Source organism: Hoeflea sp. AS60, assembly GCF_038900115.1.
Classification (GTDB): domain Bacteria; phylum Pseudomonadota; class Alphaproteobacteria; order Rhizobiales; family Rhizobiaceae; genus Hoeflea.
The window spans coordinates 972074-986015 of sequence record NZ_JBBMQP010000001.1 but is presented as its reverse complement, the minus strand read 5'-3'; the positions used below and the strand labels follow the sequence as shown (position 1 = coordinate 986015).

General features: G+C 58.4%; 13 protein-coding genes. 2 read left to right on the top strand and 11 right to left on the bottom strand.

Annotation, left to right across the window (positions count from 1 at the left end):
- The first annotated feature begins 10 nt into the window (after positions 1 to 10).
- Positions 11 to 976 (top strand): glyoxylate/hydroxypyruvate reductase A, encoded by a 966-nt coding sequence (locus WNZ14_RS04655; RefSeq protein ID WP_342867427.1) that lies wholly within the window; start codon positions 11 to 13, stop codon positions 974 to 976.
- Positions 977 to 982: 6 nt separating this feature from the next.
- Here WNZ14_RS04655 and WNZ14_RS04650 read toward each other — a convergent pair whose 3' ends face one another.
- The 3 genes from WNZ14_RS04650 to WNZ14_RS04640 all read right to left on the bottom strand — a co-directional run bounded on the left by WNZ14_RS04650 (position 983) and on the right by WNZ14_RS04640 (position 3687).
- Positions 983 to 1843, bottom strand: a complete 861-nt coding sequence (locus tag WNZ14_RS04650; protein WP_342867426.1) for an NlpC/P60 family protein — start codon at positions 1841 to 1843, stop codon at positions 983 to 985.
- Positions 1840 to 2208, bottom strand: coding sequence for a MarR family winged helix-turn-helix transcriptional regulator (locus WNZ14_RS04645; protein WP_342867425.1), 369 nt, complete (start codon positions 2206 to 2208; stop codon positions 1840 to 1842). Before WNZ14_RS04645 ends, WNZ14_RS04650 begins: the two co-directional genes overlap by 4 nt.
- Before the next feature lie 84 nt (positions 2209 to 2292).
- Positions 2293 to 3687, bottom strand: a complete 1395-nt coding sequence (locus tag WNZ14_RS04640; protein WP_342867424.1) for a leucyl aminopeptidase family protein — start codon at positions 3685 to 3687, stop codon at positions 2293 to 2295.
- Between the two features lie 144 nt (positions 3688 to 3831).
- Here WNZ14_RS04640 and WNZ14_RS04635 point away from each other — a divergent pair, with 144 nt between their 5' ends.
- The gene (locus WNZ14_RS04635) at positions 3832 to 4647 is read left to right on the top strand and encodes a tetratricopeptide repeat protein (RefSeq protein WP_342867423.1); all 816 of its coding nucleotides are present in this window, start codon (positions 3832 to 3834) and stop codon (positions 4645 to 4647) included.
- Positions 4648 to 5103: 456 nt separating this feature from the next.
- On the opposite strand, the gene WNZ14_RS04630 is transcribed toward WNZ14_RS04635, so the two are convergent.
- From WNZ14_RS04630 to WNZ14_RS04595, 8 genes are all read right to left on the bottom strand, one after another.
- Positions 5104 to 6108 carry a type II secretion system F family protein gene (locus WNZ14_RS04630; RefSeq protein WP_342867422.1) on the bottom strand — a complete coding sequence of 335 codons (1005 nt, stop codon included), beginning with the start codon at positions 6106 to 6108 and terminating at the stop codon, positions 5104 to 5106.
- A gap of 12 nt (positions 6109 to 6120) precedes the next feature.
- Entirely contained in the window at positions 6121 to 7131 is a 1011-nt protein-coding gene (locus WNZ14_RS04625; protein ID WP_342867421.1) for a type II secretion system F family protein, read from the bottom strand.
- A gap of 12 nt (positions 7132 to 7143) precedes the next feature.
- The gene (locus tag WNZ14_RS04620; protein WP_342867420.1) at positions 7144 to 8658 is read right to left on the bottom strand and encodes a CpaF family protein; all 1515 of its coding nucleotides are present in this window, start codon (positions 8656 to 8658) and stop codon (positions 7144 to 7146) included.
- A 26-nt stretch (positions 8659 to 8684) separates the two neighbouring features.
- Positions 8685 to 9971 (bottom strand): CpaE family protein, encoded by a 1287-nt coding sequence (locus WNZ14_RS04615; protein WP_342867419.1) that lies wholly within the window; start codon positions 9969 to 9971, stop codon positions 8685 to 8687.
- A 46-nt stretch (positions 9972 to 10017) separates the two neighbouring features.
- Positions 10018 to 10716, bottom strand: coding sequence for a CpaD family pilus assembly lipoprotein (locus WNZ14_RS04610; RefSeq protein ID WP_342867418.1), 699 nt, complete (start codon positions 10714 to 10716; stop codon positions 10018 to 10020).
- A 14-nt stretch (positions 10717 to 10730) separates the two neighbouring features.
- A complete protein-coding gene (locus WNZ14_RS04605) occupies positions 10731 to 12197 on the bottom strand; it encodes a type II and III secretion system protein family protein (RefSeq protein ID WP_342868511.1) in 1467 nt (488 codons plus the stop codon).
- Between the two features lie 89 nt (positions 12198 to 12286).
- The gene (gene cpaB / locus WNZ14_RS04600; RefSeq protein WP_342867417.1) at positions 12287 to 13096 is read right to left on the bottom strand and encodes a Flp pilus assembly protein CpaB; all 810 of its coding nucleotides are present in this window, start codon (positions 13094 to 13096) and stop codon (positions 12287 to 12289) included.
- Between the two features lie 306 nt (positions 13097 to 13402).
- The gene (locus tag WNZ14_RS04595; RefSeq protein ID WP_342867416.1) at positions 13403 to 13918 is read right to left on the bottom strand and encodes a prepilin peptidase; all 516 of its coding nucleotides are present in this window, start codon (positions 13916 to 13918) and stop codon (positions 13403 to 13405) included.
- Positions 13919 to 13942: the final 24 nt, after the last annotated feature.

The window sequence follows — 13942 nt, the reverse complement described above, 5'->3', positions numbered from 1 at the left end:
GCGTATATTTATGACGAATGGCATTGAAAGCGGGCGTATCCTGCTCGCGCTCACCGGCATGGCGCCGGAGTTCTGGATCGACGAGTTGCACAAGGCAGCACCCGGCCGGCCCGTTACGCTTGCACCCGATGGCGAAGTCGATCCCAGCATCCATTATGCGATTGTCTGGAAGCAGACTCCCGGCCTGCTGGCGAGACTGCCAAACCTGAAGGTGATATTTTCGCTCGGGGCAGGTGTCGATCATGTCTTTGGTGATCCGGACCTGCCGGATGTGCCGATCGTTCGTGTCGTCTCCGAGAACCTGACCAGGCGGATGAGCGAATATGTTGTCTGGCAGGTGCTCGATCACCACAGGCTTGGGCCGCGCTACCGGGCGCAGCAGGCAGACCGGGTCTGGCATGAGGATCGCGACCAGAAAGCTGCCGCCGACATCACCGTGGGCATCATGGGTCTGGGTGAACTGGGCCGCGATGCCGCCGCAAAGCTTCGCGTCATGGGCTTTAACGTTACAGGATGGTCGCGGACGCAGAAGCAGGTCGAAGGTGTTACCTGCCATGCAGGCGATGACGGGCTCGGACCGTTCCTGGCATCGGCCGATATCTTCGTGGTGCTGCTTCCGCTCACGCCGGACACGCACGAGATCCTCAACCGCGATCTGTTCCAGAAGATGAGCAAACGCGGGGCTTTGGGCGCACCTGTGCTGATCAATGCCGGGCGTGGCGGATTGCAAAATGAGGCGGATATCCTCGCGGCGCTGGATGAGGGGCTGCTTTCGGCTGTGTCCCTTGATGTGTTCCAGCAGGAACCGCTCGATCCCGCGAGCCCGTTCTGGTCCCATCCCAAGGTCACACTCACGCCGCATGCCGCGGCAGCATCGAACCCATCCTCTCTTATTGCACCGATGGTGCGCCAGATGGATGCCCATGAACGGGGTGAGGCCCTGATCAATCTTGTTGATCGCAATGCAGGGTACTGAGCCGGCTTACGGCCTCCGGTAGAGCGTGGGTAAGCCGTAGAGTTTTGCGATCCGGTCGATGGCCGCCTGAAGCGGCTCACGTGTGACATACATGGTCCCGCCAGAGGCGTGGAGGAGTGTCTCATCGTCTTCGATGAACCCGACATGGCCTTTCCAGAACACAAGATCGCCTCTCTGCAGGCCATCCTGTTCGGGATCGATGACAGTACCCAGATTTGCCGCCTGCTGGTCGGAATCGCGCGGTGAGGCTTTGCCGGTCATGGCCAGCGCCATCTGGACCAGGCCCGAGCAATCAATGCCAAGACCGGATCGTCCTCCCCAAAGATAGGGCGTGTGCAGAAACCGTGCCGCTACAGCAACTGCGTCCGCATCCAAGGGCTCGCCGACCGGCTGCAAATGTGCGGCGATGATGGCCGACCCATCCTCGAGAAGCGCATAGGGCGTGGCCCGCGTTTCCGCAGCCCCTGTAATCCTGACCCGGCTTCCCATCGACAGGGTCATGAGATGCGGAAAGCGCAGGTCAGGTCCGGGATAGACGAAACTGCGCGGAACCGAAACGATGTGTGTAGCCTGGCTATGGCCCTGCCCGATGGCCTCTTCACGTACATAGCCGACATAGCCATCCGCGGCCAGCTGGACCCAGGCCCAGCCGCCAGCGATGTCGAACACGGTCAAGGCTTCGCCAAACAGTCCCTGGGTATCGATGCCGCAGTCGGGGTCGGGCCTTGGGCGAAGATCCGCAACAGGAGCAATCACCTCGGCTGGTGTGCCCTCCGTGTAGCGTTCGGCCTCGACCTGGCCTTTCAGACGACTGTCGGCCAGATCCGCCCGGTAGGCGTATGACCGTTGGTCCAGTTTATCACTCATGTGCCAGACCTTTCGGCCAGGGACAATTTGCGGCCTTCGGCGATGATGATGTCGCCCAGTCTTTCGACAAACAGCGCGCCGTCCACCGTTCGCTTGATGATGACATTGCGTCGGTCGCGCTCATCACGCACCCGGCGGACCAGCCCCATGTGGCCCATGGTGTCGAGCGCGCGAGTGATGACCGGCTTGGTTACGCCAAGCATCGCGGCAAGCCCCCGCACCGTGTGAGGCGGAGGCGCCATGTAGATGTGCAGCAAAATCGCCAGTTGCCTGATGGTCAGGTCCGGCCCGATGACGCGAACATGTTCGAGGGTGGCGGCGTGCCACAACCCAAGTGCATCTGACGGCCGGAGATCGAGTTGCATCGCGACGTGCCTGTATCGTTTCGGTACCGAACAACACTGACCGAAACAATGAGAACGCGCAAGCCAACCGCCGACCGTAGACCATCAGCCAGGAAGGCGCTTGCTGATCACATCAAACAAGGCCCGGATGCCTTGCGCTTCGCCACCCATTGGCGCATGCGGCTTGTCTTTTGGCGACCAGGCGAAGATATCGAAATGCGCCCATCTCGTCTCGGGCGCGACAAAGCGTTTGAGAAACAGTGCTGCCGTGATCGATCCGGCAAAGCCGCCCGCTGGCGCATTGGTGAGGTCGGCAATCCTGGCTTTGACGTCGGCTTCATAGGGTTTGTAGAGCGGCATCCGCCAGAGCGGATCGACGACATCCGCCGATGCGATAGCGATATCGCCAGCCAGAGTCTCGTCATCGGTGTAGAACGGTGGCAGATCCGGGCCGAGCGCCACCCGCGCTGCACCGGTGAGCGTCGCCATGTCGATCAGCAGATCCGGGTTTTCCTCGCAGGCATAGGTCAGAGCGTCGGCCAGAACCAGACGACCCTCGGCGTCGGTGTTGTCGATCTGGACCGTCAGCCCTTTTCGGCTCTTGAGCACATCGCCGGGCCGGAAGGCCGAGGCCGAAATCGAATTCTCGACCGCGGGCACCAGCACCCGCAAATCAACCGGAAGTCCCGCGTCCATGATCATCATCGCCAGCGCCATCACGTTGGCGGCGCCGCCCATATCCTTTTTCATGTTCAGCATCGACGAAGGCGGCTTGATGTCGAGACCGCCGGTGTCGAAACAGACGCCCTTGCCCACCAGCGTCAGCTTCATCGCGCCGGGCTTGCCCCATCGCATCTCCAGAAGGCGCGGTGCCTGATCGGCTGCGCGGCCAACCGCGTGGATCATCGGGAAGCCCTTGGAGATAAGGTCATCGCCGGAAGCGACGCTGACTTCGACCTTGTAATGACCGGCAAGGCCGCGGAAGGCGGCTTCCAATGCGTCAGGTCCCATATCATTTGCCGGCGTGTTGACCAGATCGCGCGCCAGGCCGACGGCCGCCACAGTTCGGCTGATAGCATCGGCATCCGCATCGGCCGGAATAACCAGCCTTGGGCTATCGACTACGGGTTTCTTGTAGGCCTCGAAACGATAGGCACCCATGCCAAACGCCAGCGCCATCACCGCGCCCGGGATGGATGATGTCTCTATGTGCCAGTCACCCTTTGGCAGGGCACGCGCCAGCTTGCCGCCAATGAAAGGATGGCATTGGCCCTCCTCTCCCAGGCCAAACAGGGCGCCGGCAAGCTTGCCGTGGCGGTTTGGCGCAAGAAGCACCGCCCCTTCAGCAGCCTGGAAACCAGCGGTTTTCGCCCAGGCCAACGCTGTCTTGTCAAAATGGCCGCGCTCGATATCAGCGCGCGAGACCGCCCAGACCGGCAATGTCTCTCCGGACATCGGTGCGAACGGGGATGGCCGATCAATGTGACTGTAGGGCGACATGGTTTCTCCTCTCGTTCTCCACTTCTGGCGGGCGGAGAATCACTCGTTAACTCTTGATTAGGGTTAACAGATTATTGCTGGTGAGAAGACTGTGGCGCCGACGTTTGAGGGCACCACGACGAATCAATTTCCGGGATCAGACCAATGTCAGCGACCCATACACCCTCCATCCTCCCACGCCGGCTGCTCAGCGCCGTCTGTATTGCGGCGCTCGCCGTCTCGCTTGCGGGATGCGCGTCCAAGGGACAACTGACCACCGGCTCGATTCCGTCGATGAACAAACCGTTGGAGAACATGAATGCGAACGAGCTGCATTCAGCGGCCGAAAGCATCGGCAGGGTCTATGATAAAAACCCCAAGGATCCGGCAGTGGGCATGAAGTACGCTTCCGTGCTCACCATGGGTGGGCGCTCGGAGCAGGCACTTGCAGTCATGCAGCAGGTCGCCATTCACAATCCGACTGACCGCAATGTTCTGGCTGCCTATGGCAAGGCACTTGCCGGCGCAGGCCAGTTTGACAAGGCGCTGGATGCCATTCAGCGCGCCCAGACTCCTGACCGACCGGATTGGCAATTGCTGTCGGCGGAAGGCGCTATTCACGATCAGATGGGCGATCCCGCGACCGCACGGCAACGTTATCGCAAAGCGCTGGATATCCAGCCAAACGAACCTTCTATCCTATCGAACCTGGGCATGTCCTACGTCCTGCAGGGCGATCTGAAAACGGCAGAGAGCTATCTTTCCTCCGCCGTCCAGCAGCCGGGCGCGGACAGCCGGGTTCGACAAAACCTTGCACTGGTGGTTGGTCTTCAGGGCCGTTTCCAGGAAGCCGAGAGAATCGCCGGTTCCGAGCTCTCCGCCGAACAGGCGAGCGCGAACGTGACTTACCTGCGCGCCATGCTGTCGCAGCAGAACGCCTGGAACAAGCTCAAGGATTCGGACAAAAAGAAGTCCAACTGACCGGGACTGTCCGATCTTCCCCCATCGCAATTTGCCGTCAGATCGCGCAATTGCATTATCACCCTGAATGCGCCCACCTGAGTGCCGCAAGCATTGCGTCTTCGGGCCCGGTCGTTGTGATGCAAACTGTCGATGGCTGCGCCCTGCCTGATGTCAGGTTGAACCTACCCAACCTGAGCCTCATCTCTCACGCCTCCCAGTCTCCTAGAGACGATTATCCACACGCTTGCGCGTTAACTTCGGCCAGGGCTTGGGTCAGCTTCAATTTATCCGCATCCGCCTGGCGGGAGGAAATCCTTCGCTCACCAATGAGCTGCAGTCAGGAATGCATCTGAGAAAGGTGGTTGCTCTTGACCATCGTCGAGACATCAACGAAGCGAACGTTCACGCGGCAATTCAGGCGCTGGCACCTTGATTGGAACGCGAGAGCCCTGAAAACAAGGCTGCCGTTGGCCTTTATCCGCCGTTGAAGTTGTCCATGACCTGGATCGCAGCCGGTCCGAGAATCACGCCGATAAGCACCGGCAGAAAGAACAGGATCATTGGAACCGTGAGCTTTGGCGGCAAGGCGGCGGCCTTTTTCTCGGCCTCTGTCATGCGTTGGTCACGGCTTTCCTGGGCGAGTACGCGCAGGGCCTGGGCGATGGGTGTGCCGTAGCGCTCGGACTGGATCAAAGCCTGGGTGACGGATTTGACCGCGTCCAGCCCGGTGCGGCTGCCCAGGTTTTCAAACGCCATCCGCCGATCCTGAAGATAGGACAATTCAGCCGTTGTCAGCACGAACTCCTCGGCCAGAGCGGTTGACTGGACTGCGATTTCCTCGGCCACGCGTTTCATTGCAGCTTCAATGGAAACACCCGATTCCACGCAGATCAGCATCAGGTCAAGCGCATCAGGCCAAGCGAGCTTGATCGACGCCTGACGTTTGCTGGCCTGATTGGAGACAAACATGTTCGGGGTGTAAAAGCCTATGTAGGCGCCGACGATGCAGGCCAGAATCCGGACTGTCAGTGGCTTGTCGACCAGATTGTCGAGCACGAAAACATAAACGATAGAGACGACAAGAAAAATGAACGGCAGCACAAAGCGCGCCAGCAGAAACATGTTCAGCGCATTCTGAGTGCGGTAACCGGCCGCGCGCAGCTTGGCCAGAGTGGCGGCATCTGCAAGCGCGTCCTTCAAGTTGAGCTGCTCGACGATGCCGCGCACGGAAGCATTGTCGCGCGAGCGAAGACCAGCACTCTTCGATCCGGCTTTGGACTGCTCGGCGTTGAGGCGAGCCCGTTCCCTGGCCCGGATTTCATCGCGCTCCAGAGCCGCGGATTTCATCCGGGAATCGAGATCTCCACGTTCAAAATACGGCGCAAGAACGGTGTAGAGCGTGGCAAAGACCGCAATCGAAATCAGGATCGGAACCAGATAGGCTGGGTCGGTAAGGGACGACGCGAGATCGGATATCATTTGTTTCGGTCCCTAAATGTCAAAATTGATCATGTTGCGCATCACCAGAATACCAATCGACATCCAGACGGCAGAAGCACCAAGGATCAAATGGCCACGACTGTCGGTGAAGAGAATCATGATGTATTCGGGCGAGGTGAGGTAAACCAGTGATGCCACGATGAACGGCAAGGCACCGATGATGGCGGCCGAGGCCTTTGCCTCCATCGACATCGCATTGATCTTGCCCTTCATTTTCTTGCGCTCGCGCAACACCTTGGACAGGTTGCTCAACGCCTCTGACAAGTTGCCGCCCGCCTGGGCTTGAATGGCGATCACAATTGCGAAGAAGTTGGCTTCCGACAGCGGGATACGGGCATAGAGGCGGGAGCAAGCCTCGGGAATGTTCATCCCCATCTGCTGGGCTTCGACAATACGCTTGAACTCGGTGCGGACAGGCTCCTGACCTTCGGCTGAAATCATGCGGATAGCATCATTGAGAGGCAGGCCCGATTTGATTGACCGCACCATGATGTCGAGCGCGTTGGGAAACTCGGCAAGAAACGCCTTCATCCGCCGGTTGCGCAGAAAGCCGATGATCCAGCGTGGCAGGCCCGCACCGAAGATAATCAGCACACCCATGGCCACCATGAGGTTTCCCTGAAAAATGAATGCCAGAAAGCCGGCTGCAAACCCGAGTATCATCGATAAGACATAGAATTTCTGGACCGAGATCGTCAGGCCAGACTGAGCGATCCGGTCTTTCAATGCCGGCGATTTGCGCCGGTCATTTTCCTTGTTTTTCTCTTCAAGCGTCTTGAGCGAATCCTGAACGGATTTACGTCTCTTGTTGGCCTCGTTGAGCCTGTCGCGGGCAGCGGTTGCTTTGGAGCGATCGGTTTCAGCCGACTTGACCCGCTTGACCCGGCTCTCTGCCTTGCGTTCCCCCTCGATACGAGAATAGAGCACGCCATAACCCAGCGCCCCCGCCGAAAGCGCGGCCAGGCCGATGATGGCGACTACCACTGTATCCAGACCAAACACGCGATCGTCTCCTTAAGAGGTCATTTTTTCCATGGAATCAAGCGAAGCGGCAAGGCGCTTGTCCTCGCCATAATAACGGGCACGATCCCAGAAATTCGGGCGGCCGATGCCGGTGGAACGATGCTGACCAATAATCTTGCCGTTGGCATCTTCGCCCAGCATCTCGTATTTCATCAGATCCTGGGTGATGATCACGTCGCCTTCCATCCCGATCACCTCGGTGATGTGGGTAATACGGCGGGATCCATCGCGCAGACGGGTGGCCTGGATAACCACGTCGACCGATCCGGCGATGATTTCGCGCACCGTTTTTGCCGGAAGGGTGAAACCACCCATCGCTATCATCGATTCCATACGGCTCAGACATTCACGCGGGCTGTTGGCGTGGATGGTTCCCATCGAACCATCGTGGCCGGTGTTCATGGCCTGCAGGAGGTCGAACACCTCAGGGCCACGCACTTCGCCGACGATGATGCGTTCGGGGCGCATACGCAGGCAGTTCTTGACCAGATCGCGCATGGTGATCTCGCCCTCACCCTCGATGTTTGGCGGACGCGTTTCCAGCCGCACCACATGCGGCTGCTGGAGCTGAAGTTCGGCCGAATCTTCGCAGGTGATAATCCGCTCGTCGGCATCGATATAGGCCGTGAGGCAGTTGAGAAGGGTGGTCTTACCGGAACCGGTACCGCCTGAAATCACCACATTGCAGCGCACCCGGCCGATAATCTGCAGGACTGCGGCACCTTCGGGCGTGATGGCTCCGAACTTGACGAGTTGATCAAGGGTCAGCTTGTCCTTCTTGAACTTACGAATGGTGAGCGCGGTGCCGTCAATCGCCAGAGGCGGCGCGATCACATTGACACGAGAGCCGTCGGGTAGGCGCGCGTCGCAGATCGGGCTCGATTCATCGACACGACGCCCAACCTGGCTGACGATGCGCTGGCAGATTGAAAGCAATTGGCTGTTGTCACGGAAGCGGACATCGGTTTCCAGAACCTTGCCTGCGACTTCGATGTAGGTGATGCCGGCGCCATTGACCATGATATCGGCGATGTCGTCACGGGCCAGAAGCGGTTCAAGCGGCCCATACCCCAGGACGTCGTTGCAGATGTCATCAAGCAACTCTTCCTGCTCGGCGATGGACAAGGCGAAATTCTTGATCGTGATGATATCATTGACGATATCGCGAATTTCCTCGCGCGCGCTTTCGGCATCGAGCTTTGCCAGCTGCGACAGGTCAATTGTGTCGATGAGAGCCGAGAATACCTGGCTCTTTGTATCGTAATAGGCTTCGTTGCGCGCAGACTTGCGCTTGGCCGGTGGCTCTTCGCGGCGCGGTGCGGCCTGGGGCGCAGGTTGAGGCGCAGGCGCCTGTGTCGGTGCCGCAGGAGCCTGCATCACTTTCGGCTGTGCCGGGACCGATGTTTCAGGCGCGGGCGTTGCCGGAGCTTCGGCATGGATTACCGGCTTGGGCGCCGGAGCTTGCGGCAGCTTACCCGATCCATCATTGCTGCGTTTGCCGAACATGTTGCGTTCCACTCCAGACTTACAATTTACTTACGGCCCAAAAGGCCCATCAAGGACGACAAACCCGCCTTTTTACGCTTTTTCACTTCCGCTCTGCCGGTAACGACATGGGCGATCTGTGAAAGCGATTCTGCGATTGGCGATTTGGCCGAGGATTCAGCGATCATCAAACCGGAATTGGCCGCTTCGCCGAAGAGCGGGGCGTCGAAGGGAATGATCGCCAAGGGATCGATTTCCAACGGATCACAAAACGCTTCGGGCGCGATTTCCGGACGCTTGGCCATGCCCACCTGATTGAGCACCAGCAGCGGCGGATGATCATTGGGACGGAGTTTGCGCAGGGTGTCGAAAAGGTTCTTGGTGTTGCGAAGATTGGCCAGATCGGGCGTTGCGGTGATGACGATTTCATCGGCGGCGCAGAGCACCTTTCGTGTCCAGTCGTTCCAGACATGAGGAACATCGAGTACCGAAACAGGCGCATTGCGCTGAATGATGTCGAGGATCGGCAGAAAGGCGTCACCCGAAAAATCGTAGGTCCGGTCCAGCATAGATGGCGCGGCAAGCATGGAAAGGTGCTCGGAACACTTCGCCAGCAAACGGTCCAGAAACACCTCATCAAGACGGTCGGGCGAGTACACCGCTTCGGCGATTCCCTGCGTCGGATCGGTATCAAAATTGAGGTTTGCGGTTCCAAAAGCCAGGTCAAGGTCAGCCAGAATGACTTCGCTGGAAAACAGGTTAGAAATGCTCCAGGCACAATTGTGCGCAAGTGTGGACGATCCGACGCCACCCTTGGCGCCGACAAAGGCGATGGAACGGCCCAGAGGAGCGGCATCCGGATCGACGAAAATCGTCGAGATGACGCCGATGACATCGGCCATTGATACCGGAGCAACAATGTATTCGGAGACGCCGTTGCGTACCAGTTCGCGGTACAAGGACACGTCATTGACATGACCAACAACAACCACGCGGGTGTCCGGGTCGCAAACCGAGGCCAGCTCACCGAGATCTTCCAGCAACGCCTGACCGTCGGCACGCGTTTCCAGAATCAGAAGGTTGGGCGTCGGCGAGCCCGCAAACATGTTGGCCGCAGCCGAGACGCCTCCTGAATTGATGCGGAGATTGACCTTGGCCATGCGACGGTCCTGTGAGCACCGTTCCATGGTCTTGGCCAGACCTTCGGTTTCAACGAAAGCATGCACCGAAATTCGCGGCAGCGGGCGTACCCGCTCGAAATCAGCACGGGCCGGGGCAGTGTCGCCCTCGTCCGACTGGGTTTTCTGCTGGAGCTCATAGTCAAGATTGGTCATGAACATTGTCCTGCTTCAAAGAGCACGTTTCGGTTTTGCCTACACATCAATTGCCCGCTACCGCGCCGTTTGTTCTATAGGCCTCAATCACGGTCGACCGCCGCTCTGCATCAATTGCGGTCATGCCGCGCGGAGCGATGAGATCCCCGGGATTGGCGATCTGGGCGGCCAGATTGTTCTGGGTGGCGCAACCAAAGTTGGCGTAATGCTTGTTGTCTGTCGTGTCGGCGAGCAGATCTTCAGGCCAACGTCCACATTCTCCAGTGGAAGCGGTGATTGCCATGTAGGCGATGCGGATCGGCGCCGCATCCTGAGGTGAGGACACCTGATAGGGCGATGAGAGAATGCGGTCTCCCGGAACGCCTTCCTTCCGCAGGGCATCGGCGACCTGGGTCGACAGCACCGAGGCCGCTCCCGCATTGGCAGAACCGACCGGAACCATGATACGGACAGCGCCAGAAGCACTTGACCGATAGTTCTGGGCAGCACCACGAACGATTTCCCGCATGGATGTCGTCAGTTTGCGGTCACCGGAAGCGACCGGAATATCTACGGTACGCTCTCTCTCAGCAACAATAATAGGGTGATTGGTGCGGTAATCATCTGGGACTGCGCCCACGGTTACGCTGTGACCAGGCCAGCCGGCACAGCCTGAAAGCAGCGAGACAGCGACCAGCAATGGTGCCGCCGCGACCCTCAACAGACGCAGATCAGGATTGGCGGGAACAGAGATCTTGCTCGACATGATGAGGTTCCTGATCATTTGTAAATGAAGCCGACAACGCCATGGTAGCGACCCGGCGGTAGTTTGGTTTCCATCCGGCCGTAGACCCGATTGACACGGCCGAGAAAGAATCCGGCACCATCGCTGGCTGGATTGAAGTTGTCATCGGGACGCGCGAGTTCGTTGCGCGCGACCGGCTTGACGATATAGGGGGTGGCAATGATGACCAGCTCGGTCTCGTTGCGGACGAAGTCCCGACTGCGGAAGAGCGTGCCGAAGATTGGAACCTTGGACAACCCGGGATAACCAGACATTGCCTGACGAATGTTGTCCTTGACCAGGCCGGCCAACACGATTGAACCACCGGAAGGAAGTTCAACTGCAGTCTCCGCTTCGCGTCGCTTGATCGAGAGTCTGGACATTCCGGGATTGCCGGCAGCACCCTGTATCGATGTGGACCCCTCGAATGTCGGCTCAGACACTTCGGTCTGCACTTTCAGCGAGATACGGCCCGGCGACAGGACAACCGGCGTGAAATTAAGCCGGATTCCGTATTCGACCTCGCGGTCCGTATAGGTGGCCTTGCCGGCGTCGTCGTAACTGACTTCGTCGCGAAGCTGGAACTCGCCGCCGACGTAGAATTTGGCACTCTCGCCTGAAATAGCTGTCAGGCTGGGCTCGGCGAGCGTCCGCATGACACCAGCCTGCTCCATGGCATTGACATAACTTGATATGCTGCGACCATTCAGAGCGCCGCTGGCAATCTGCGCAAAATTCAGGCCGGTCGACAATGATCCCAGATTCGACGGATTGGAATTGACGAAGGTTCCCGAGTCGCCTGTGATCGAAGAATTGAACCCAAGCTGCTTGAGCACCTGGCGGCTGACTTCGGCGATGGTGACCTTCAGAGTTACCTGGTCCTCGCCATCGATCTTGAGCAGATTGACGATCTTGGATTTCTGACGGGCTTCCGCGTTGATCGCTGCGCTGCCACCGTCAGCGGCTCCGGTTGCCGTTGTCACACGGGTCGTGGCTTCACCACCGGTCAGGAAAATCTCTGCCAGCCTTGCTGCCTGCGACGCATCTTGCGGCGTTCGCACTGAACCGGTGAGGACGATGTTGTCGGAGATGATTTCAACATTGATGTCCGAATCTGGAATGAAGCGGGAAAGGTGAGCCTGCAGACCCGTCACATCGCGTTCAATTTCCAGTTCGATGGCGACAATTTCCTCGCCGTTCGGTCCGAAGATGAAAATATTGGTTTGACCGACAGTCTTGCCGAACAGGTAAAGCCTGCGAGAGGTTCGTGTCACTGCATCTGCCAGGCTGGGATCGGCCACCAGAATGTCATGGGCATCAGTCGGCAGATCGATCACAAGCGCCTTGTTCAAGCCCAGCTTGACCCGTTTGCTGACACCAGGTCCGGTGCGTTTGATCTTGATGACGCTTTGAGCAGCCTGCGCTGCGGACAGAAATCGGCCGCTGGAAGGATCGATACTCATCCCGGCAAACATAGTCGTGCTCACCAGCGCAATGCTGGTAATGGATGACAGGAGCGATTTTGCAATATGACGCACGTTCATTCTCCGCTTCAGTTGGTGGCGCCAACTTTGGTTATGGTGCCAGAGCGGATCAGCTGGATGGCTGCGCTGCCGTCTTCGCCGCTCAGTAGATATTTCGCGCCGTCGCTGTCGGGTTCCTGAACATCGGCAACACTGCGCAATGCGAGGGTCAACCGGTCAGCCATCTGCTGCGCGACTGTGATGATTTTGGTTTGCTCCGGAGTCAGCTCGAGAGTGGCCGTTGTGCCAACCGCGGTCCGACTTCCGTCCGCATTCTCTTCAATGCGCTGATCGATGGCGAGGATCCGGATGTTGGACAGAATGACTTCGGTCAGAAATCCCTCTTCCGCAGCTTTGCGGCGCACCATGATCACGTCCACACGGTCGTTGGGCAGGATGAACCCGCCGGCGCTGGTTGCCACAGAAATCTCAGTCGCTATGGCGCGTTTACCGGCCGGAAGCAGCGATGACATGATGCGAGAGGACGAATCGACGATTTTTTCGTTGCGCAACGGCTCACCGGCGAACAACGGTAGACGAACAACCACGCCGGTAAGCTCGGTTATGGCTTCGGGACGGTTGTCGCGGCGGATCAACCCTTCGATGACGCCATCTTCCGGCCAGCCTTTCCATTCCAGGGAATCTTCTCCCAGACGTGCGCCAACCGGCAAATTGGCGGTTGTCACAAGCACGTCAATGGTCGGCATTTTCTGGATGACAGGTTCTGAGGAGACCTCGGTTACCTGAACTGTTGGTGAAGTCAGGTTCACGGCCAGATACCCGGCCATTGCTGCGGCCAGTCCAGCCACTGACATGATGACGACGCGGGCGGTTTTCATACTGTTTCCTCAAACGGATATTGGGTACTCTCGCCGGAGAATGCATTCGCAATCGTGTAATTATGGTTAATGACCCGATAGCAAACACGGTTAACGTAAAATTGCCGACGTGATGGCGTGCCGCGTGTTGCGATGTGGCGGGATGGTTGGCGTGCTTTTGCCGAACCAGAAATCAGACAACTCAAAACGCCGCGTGCTCATGTGAACCCGCGGTGTTTTGTTGCCTCAGATGTCAGGTTGTCAGCTTGTCGGCGACCTGGCTCAATGGCCATGCAGATGGCAACAGCCGCAATCCAAGACTTCAGCTTAGTTCAGACGGTCGAGCGCCTGAACAAAGATCTGAGAATCAGGAAAGGTCATGAAAGCCGCAGCGCCGATGGCCGCGCCGTAAGGAATTCCGGCGCGGTCCTTGAAGAAATGCATCGGAATCGGAATTGGAGCGACAAGCAGAAAATTCTGATTGGCGCGAATTGTGAGCACAAGCACCGCAAGCGCGCCGCCCAAGAGGCCGGTGAGCGCGAGTAACGAGACGAGATCCGATGAATATCCGTACCAAAGCGTGGCCGCGGTGAGGATTTTGGCATCGCCTCCGCCCATCACATTGACAGCGAACAACGCAAAACAGGCGGCAAAGACCGCAAGAGCTGCAACCACAGACCACCCGAAAGTAACAAGGTCCATGCCGCTGAATGGGGCAATCACAAAGAACGACGACGCCAGGATGACCGAAATACGGTTGGGGATTTTCATCGTCAGGATATCGGAGAATGCCGCCATGGCGAGGCAAAGCGGAAGAATGACAAATATTGCGGCCTCTACCATCGATGTTCTCCTGCGCTTTGTGTC

What these genes read in the sequence shown, in the direction of transcription:
- WNZ14_RS04620 (WP_342867420.1), bottom strand. Translation starts at nt 8,658, where the DNA reads ATGTTCGGCAAACGCAGCAATGATGGATCGGGTAAGCTGCCGCAAGCT.
- cpaB (WP_342867417.1), bottom strand. Translation starts at nt 13,096, where the DNA reads ATGAAAACCGCCCGCGTCGTCATCATGTCAGTGGCTGGACTGGCCGCA.
- WNZ14_RS04615 (WP_342867419.1), bottom strand. Translation starts at nt 9,971, where the DNA reads ATGACCAATCTTGACTATGAGCTCCAGCAGAAAACCCAGTCGGACGAG.
- WNZ14_RS04630 (WP_342867422.1), bottom strand. Translation starts at nt 6,108, where the DNA reads ATGATATCCGATCTCGCGTCGTCCCTTACCGACCCAGCCTATCTGGTT.
- WNZ14_RS04635 (WP_342867423.1), top strand. Translation starts at nt 3,832, where the DNA reads ATGTCAGCGACCCATACACCCTCCATCCTCCCACGCCGGCTGCTCAGC.
- WNZ14_RS04640 (WP_342867424.1), bottom strand. Translation starts at nt 3,687, where the DNA reads ATGTCGCCCTACAGTCACATTGATCGGCCATCCCCGTTCGCACCGATG.
- WNZ14_RS04655 (WP_342867427.1), top strand. Translation starts at nt 11, where the DNA reads ATGACGAATGGCATTGAAAGCGGGCGTATCCTGCTCGCGCTCACCGGC.
- WNZ14_RS04605 (WP_342868511.1), bottom strand. Translation starts at nt 12,197, where the DNA reads ATGAGTATCGATCCTTCCAGCGGCCGATTTCTGTCCGCAGCGCAGGCT.
- WNZ14_RS04645 (WP_342867425.1), bottom strand. Translation starts at nt 2,208, where the DNA reads ATGCAACTCGATCTCCGGCCGTCAGATGCACTTGGGTTGTGGCACGCC.
- WNZ14_RS04650 (WP_342867426.1), bottom strand. Translation starts at nt 1,843, where the DNA reads ATGAGTGATAAACTGGACCAACGGTCATACGCCTACCGGGCGGATCTG.
- WNZ14_RS04610 (WP_342867418.1), bottom strand. Translation starts at nt 10,716, where the DNA reads ATGTCGAGCAAGATCTCTGTTCCCGCCAATCCTGATCTGCGTCTGTTG.
- WNZ14_RS04595 (WP_342867416.1), bottom strand. Translation starts at nt 13,918, where the DNA reads ATGGTAGAGGCCGCAATATTTGTCATTCTTCCGCTTTGCCTCGCCATG.